Source organism: Kitasatospora sp. NPDC052896, from assembly GCF_044547075.1.
Lineage (GTDB): Bacteria > Actinomycetota > Actinomycetes > Streptomycetales > Streptomycetaceae > Kitasatospora.
Genome location: NZ_JBITZU010000063.1, coordinates 1 through 4,571, shown reverse-complemented (window position 1 = coordinate 4,571; position 4,571 = coordinate 1). Strand labels below are relative to the sequence as shown.

Genomic DNA, 4,571 nt, shown 5'->3' with positions numbered 1-4,571 from the left:
TGTCGTAGAGTTCGCGTCCCATGCCGAGTCGTTGTGCGCCTTGGCCGGTGAAGAGGATGGCGAGTTTGCCGTTGCCCCGGGTGGAGCCCTGGATGAGGTTGCCGGCTGTGCGTTGCTCGGCGAGGGCGTCCAGCCCGGCCAGCAACTCCTCGCGGCTCTCGCCCAACACCACCGCACGGTGCCGCAGCTTCGCCCGCCCGGTGGCGAGCACTCGGCCCGCCCGGGCGAGTGCCGACTCGGGTGCGGTGGCGATGAACTCGGCCAGCCGGGAGGCCTGTTCGCGGAGTGCGGGTTCGGTCTTCGCGGAGAGCAGGAGTGGGGCGACTGCCTCTGACGGTTCCTCGGGTGTGGTGTCGGGTGCGGCTTCGAGGATGAGGTGGGCGTTGGTGCCGCTGATGCCGAAGGAGGAGACGGCTGCGCGGCGGGGGTGGTCGGTCTCGGGCCAGGGTCGTGCCTCGGTGAGCAGTTCGACCGCGCCGGCGGTCCAGTCCACGTGTGGGGTCGGCTCGTCCACGTGCAGGGTCCTGGGCAGCACGCCGTGCCGCATGGCCTGGACCATCTTGATCACGCCACCGATCCCGGCGGCGGCCTGGGTGTGCCCGATGTTGGACTTCAACGAGCCCAAAAGCAGGGGGATTTCGGAGGCATGGGCCCGCCCGTAGGTGGCCAGCAGGGCCTGCGCCTCGATCGGGTCGCCCAGTCGGGTGCCGGTGCCGTGCGCCTCGACCGCGTCCACCTGGTCGGCCGTCAGCCGGGCGTTGGCCAGCGCGGCCCGGATCACCCGCTGCTGGGCCGGACCGTTCGGCGCGGTCAGCTGGCTGCTCCTGCCGTCCTGGTTGATCGCCGTCCCCCGGATCACCGCCAGCACCGGGTGCCCGGCCGCCTCGGCGTCGGAGAGCCGCTCCAACAACACCATGCCGGCGCCCTCGCCCCAGATCACGCCGTCGGCGGCGTTCGCGAAGGACTTGCACCGGCTGTCCGGGGAGAGCCCGCGCTGCCGGCTGAACTCGAGGAACATGCCTGGCGTGGCCATCACGGCCGCCCCACCGGCCAGCGCCATCGAGCACTCACCGCCGCGCAGCGCCTGGGTGGCCAGGTGCAGTGCCACCAGCGAGGAGGAGCACGCGGTGTCGACCGTCACGGCCGGGCCCTCGAACCCGAAGGTGTAGGAGATCCGGCCGGACGCCACGCTGAGCGTGTTGCCGGTCAGCAGGTAGCCCTCGATCTCCTCGGGGCCCTGGTGGTTGAGCGAGGCGTACTCGTGGTTGGAGACCCCGGTGAAGACACCGGCCGAGGTCCCGCGCAGCGTGGCGGGCTCGATGCCGGCCCGCTCCAGCGCCTCCCAGCTGGTCTCCAGCAGCAGCCGCTGCTGCGGGTCCAGGGCGAGCGCCTCGCGCGGGCTGATGCCGAAGAAGTCGGCGTCGAAGCCGTCCGCGTCGTAGAGGAAGCCGCCCTGGCGCGCGTAGGTCCTGCCCGCCGCGTCGGGGTCCGGGTCGAAGAGGTCCGCCAGCTCCCAGCCGCGGTTCGCGGGGAACTCGCCGATCGCGTCGGTGCCGGCGGCGACCAGCTCCCAGAGCTGCTCGGGGCTGCTCACCCCGCCGGGGAACCGGCAGGCCATGCCCACGATGGCGATCGGTTCCCGAGCCGCCGACTCGGCCTGCCGCAGCCGCTGCCGGGTCTGCTGAAGCTCGGTGGTGACCCGCTTCAGATAGTCGCGGAGCTTGTCCTCACTCACCGTCTGCCCCCAGTCCCAGCTCGTTGTCGATGAAGTCGAAGATCTCGTCGTCGGTCGCGGAGTCCATCCGCACGGTGGTGGCCACCGCGGCCGCGGAGTCCGCGGCCTGTCGCAGCTCGGTCAGCTTGGCCAGGAAGCCCTCCAGGCGCAGGGCCAGACCGTCCCGTGCGTCCGGGAAGAGCGTCGGGAGGTCGGCCTCCAGCCGGTCCAGCTCCGCCGCGAACGGCAGCTGGCCGCCGTCCCCGGCCCCCGCCGGCGACGGCGCCGGGGCGAGCTCGGTGCGCAGGAACGCGGCCAGTTCGGCCGGCGTCGGGTAGTCGAACAGCGTGGTCGCGGGCAGACGCAGGCCGGTGTCCCGGTTCAGGGTGTTGCGGAACTCGACCGCGGTCAGCGAGTCGAGCCCGATCTCCAGAAAGCCGGTCTGGCCGTCGAGCGCCGTCGCGGAGCCGTGGCCGAGGACGGTGGCGAGCTGGTTCAGGATGTGCTCCTGCAGGCTCCGGACCTGCTCCTCCTCGCTCCGGCCGGCCAGCCGTTGCTGGAAGGTGGCGGTGTCCACCACGTCCCGGGCCTTGCGGCGCGCGGTGGTCCCGACCAGCCCGCGGAACATCGGCGGGACGGTCCCGCCGTCGCTCCCGAGGCCGCGGAGGTCGAGCCGGGCGGGCACCAGCAGCGCGCGGTCCTGGGTCAGCGCGAGGTCGAACAGCTCCAGCGCCTGGCCGGTCGGGACCGGCGCGATGCCGCCGCGGTTGAGCCGGGCCCGGCCGGCCTCGTCCAGCGCGCCCGCCATCCCGCTGTCCTGCTCCCAGAGCCCCCAGGCCAGCGAGAGGCCGGCCAGGCCCTGGGCCCGACGGTGCTGGGCGAGCGCGTCCAGGAAGGTGTTGGCGGCGGCGTAGTTGGCCTGGCCCGCGTTGCCGATCAGGCCGGCGACGGAGGAGAAGAGCACGAAGGCCGCGAGGTCCAGGTGTTTGGTGGCCTCGTGCAGCTGCCAGGCGGCGTCCACCTTGGGCCGCAGGACGGTGGCGAGCCGTTCGGGCGTCAGGGAGGGGAGCGTGCTGTCGTCCAGCACGCCGGCGGCGTGCACCACCGCGGTCAGCGGGTGCCCGGCCGGTACGGCGGCGACCAGCGCGGCCACCGCCGCGCCGTCGGCCGTGTCGCAGGCGCTGAGGGTCACCTCGGCACCGAGCGCCGTCAGCCCGGCGACCAGCTCCGTGGCGCCGGGGGCGTCGGGGCCACTCCGGCTGACCAGGTGCAGGTGCCGGACGCCGTGCTCGGTCACCAGACGCCGGGCGATCAGCTGTCCGAGCGTGCCGGTGCCGCCGGTGAGCAGCACCGTCCCCGCCGGGTCGAGTGGCACCGCCGCCTCGGTGGCCACGGTGGCCCGGGCCAGCCGCGGCACCAGCAACTCGCCCGCGCGGAGCGCGCCCTGCGGCGCGTCGGCGGCCAGCGCGGCGGGCAGCGCTCGCCAGGAGAGGTCACTGTCGTCGTGGTCGAGCAGCACGAACCGGCCCGGGTTCTCGGACTGGGCGGTCCGCACCAGGCCCCAGACCGCCGAGGCCGCCAGGTCCGGCACGTCCTCCTCGTCCCGGACGGCGAGAGCGCCACGGGTGAGGACGGCCAGCGTGGTCCCGGCGAACCGCTCGTCGGCGAGGAAGCCCTGGAGCGTCGCCAGCACCGCGGCGGCCGTGCCGTGGGCGCCGGCGGCGAGCGGCAGGCCGTCGGTCCCGACCGGCAGCAGGAGGGCGGCGACGCCCGCGGGGCCGTTCTCCTGGAGCGCGGCCAGTCCCTCGTGGTACTCGGCGGCGGTCCCCAGCCGGCCCAGCGTGTTGGCCAGCGCCTTGTCACCGAGAACGGCGAAGGGCGCGCCGGCCGAGCGGGTCGATCCGGTGGGCAGCTTGGTCCAGCGGACCTGGTAGAGCGAGTCCGGCTGCCTGCCGCGGGCCGCCGCGAGCTGCTCGGCGGCGACCGGGCGCATGGCCAGCGCCTCGATGGTCATCACCGGCGCGCCCGAGCGGTCGGCGATGGCGAGCGACACCAGGTCGGGCTCCGGACGGGAGAGCCGGACCCGGACGTGCCGGGCGCCGGTCGCGTGCAGGGTGACTCCGCTCCAGGAGAACGGCAGGCGGACGCCGTCCTCGGCGTGGTACCAGAGCATCAGCGGGTGCAGCGCCGAGTCCAGCAGGGCGGGGTGCAGACCGTAGGTCTCGGCGTCGCCGTCCTCGGGCAGCGCGATCTCGGCGTAGACGTCCTCGCCGAGCCGCCAACCGGCCTTGAAACCCTGGAACATCGGACCGTACTCGTAACCGCGGTTGATGAAGGTCCGGTAGAACTCGTCGATGTCCACCGGCGTGGCACCGGGCGGCGGCCAGGCGGCCAGGTCGAACGCCGGTCGTCGTTCCTCGGTGGCCAGGAAGCCGCTGGCGTGCCGGGTCCACTCCTCGTCCGGCGCGGCGTCGGCCGGGCGCGAGTACATGGTGAACGGGCGGCGGTCGGTCTCGTCGGGGGTGCCGACGGTGATCTGCAGGTCCCGCGCGCCCTGCGGAGGCACGGCCAGGAAGGCGTGGTGGACCAGCTCGTCGATCCGGCCGCAGCCGGCCTGCGCGCCCGCGTAGAGCAGCAGGTCGAGGAAGGCCACGCCCGGCAGGACCACCGTCCCGAAGACGACGTGGTCGTGCAGCCACGGGTGAGTGTGGAGCGAGACCCGGCCGGTGAAGAGCCGGGTGCCGTCGGGGAGCACCACGGCCGCGCCCAGCAGCGGGTGGTTGGTGGTGCCGAGGCCGAGGGTGGCGGCGTTGGTTCCGGTGTGGGTGGGGTGGAGCCAGTAGCGGTCGCGTTGGAA

2 protein-coding genes are annotated in these 4,571 nt (G+C 74.0%); both read right to left on the bottom strand.

Annotation, left to right across the window (positions count from 1 at the left end; all coding sequences use genetic code 11):
- On the bottom strand, positions 1-1,735 hold a 1,735-nt coding region (locus ACIGXM_RS37270), incomplete at its 3' end, for a type I polyketide synthase (RefSeq protein ID WP_396568566.1).
- Positions 1,728-4,571 (bottom strand): SDR family NAD(P)-dependent oxidoreductase (locus ACIGXM_RS37265; protein ID WP_396568565.1); only part of this gene is annotated, 2,844 nt, incomplete at its 5' end. The genes ACIGXM_RS37265 and ACIGXM_RS37270, both read right to left, overlap by 8 nt.